The organism is Cupriavidus sp. 05N40 (assembly GCF_056397305.1).
In genome coordinates this window covers 1-1,291 of sequence record NZ_JBFTND010000440.1, presented here as the reverse complement: position 1 = coordinate 1,291, position 1,291 = coordinate 1, and the positions used below count along the sequence as shown (strand labels likewise).

Genomic DNA, 1,291 nt, shown 5'->3' with positions numbered 1-1,291 from the left:
CAACGCGCTCAACGATGCCCTGATGGACGAAGTGGGTGCCGCCCTGCTGGCGTTCGACGCCGATGACGCCATCGGCAGCATCGTCATCACCGGCAGCGAGCGAGCCTTCGCCGCCGGTGCCGATATCGGCATGATGGCCAAGTACTCCTATATGGATGTGTACAAGGGCGACTACATCACGCGCAACTGGGAAACCATCCGCCGCATCCGCAAGCCGGTGATTGCCGCGGTGGCCGGCTACGCGCTGGGCGGCGGCTGCGAGCTGGCAATGATGTGCGACATCATCATCGCGGCGGACAGCGCCCGCTTCGGCCAGCCGGAAGTCAAGCTGGGCACCATGCCGGGCGCCGGAGGCACGCAGCGCCTGCCGCGCGCCGTCTCCAAGGCCAAGGCCATGGACCTGTGCCTGACCTCGCGCATGATGGATGCGGCCGAAGCCGAGCGCGCAGGCCTGGTGTCGCGCGTGGTTGCTGCCGACAAGCTGCTGGATGAAGCCGTGAGCGCGGCGGAGACGATTGCCGGCTTTTCCCTGCCTGTCGTCATGATGATCAAGGAGTCGATCAACGCCGCCTACGAAACCAGCCTGAGCGAAGGCGTGCATCTGGAACGGCGCCTGTTCCATTCGACCTTTGCGACGGACGACCAGAAGGAGGGAATGGCGGCGTTTGTGGAGAAACGAGCACCCGAGTTCCGCCATCGCTAAAAACTTGATAGGGAAATACCCGAGTAACTCAATTGGGTATTCCTTTCTCCGCGACTTTCTGAAAAGCCATATTTCCTTTGAATATCAAAGGCTTGCTTCCCGCGATCGCGGATGCCACTCATGATTCTGTGACAAAACGGTTGCCAAGGCGGAGTCGGGACCTTAATATTCGCTCCCTCGCAACACGAAGCGCGGCTGCAAAGCAGACGGGACAAGGGTTGCGGGGTGAACGGGTGAGGTTGGCGGTGCGGATAGCGCGGCGAACCGGAGCAAAAAAAGATTGCGAAACCTGTTGACGAAACGTAGAAAGTTCTTCATAATCTCGTTTCTCTGCTGCTGACAACAAAGCAGCGACGCGGTAAGCAAAGCGARYCGCGGCAAGTTCTTTAACAAACAAACAACCGATAAGTGTGGGCGCTTGATAGCGGATGCCCGGTGCGCAAGCACTGGAGCTTACAAGTTATAAAGTGCTCGCACAGTAAAACATGTTCGGTTCTTCTTCGGGAGGATCGAGTCAGTTTTCTGAGAGTGAGCGACCGCTCGAAAGAGCGAGGTGCTTCGGCACCACACAGGTATTGAACTGAAGAG

Annotated in this window: 1 protein-coding gene; it reads left to right on the top strand. The window is 58.6% G+C overall.

Annotated elements, in window-relative coordinates:
- The coding region (locus tag AC1DO7_RS41325) for an enoyl-CoA hydratase (protein ID WP_477117581.1) at window positions 1-703 on the top strand (703 nt) is incomplete at its 5' end.
- Window positions 704-1,291: the final 588 nt, after the last annotated feature.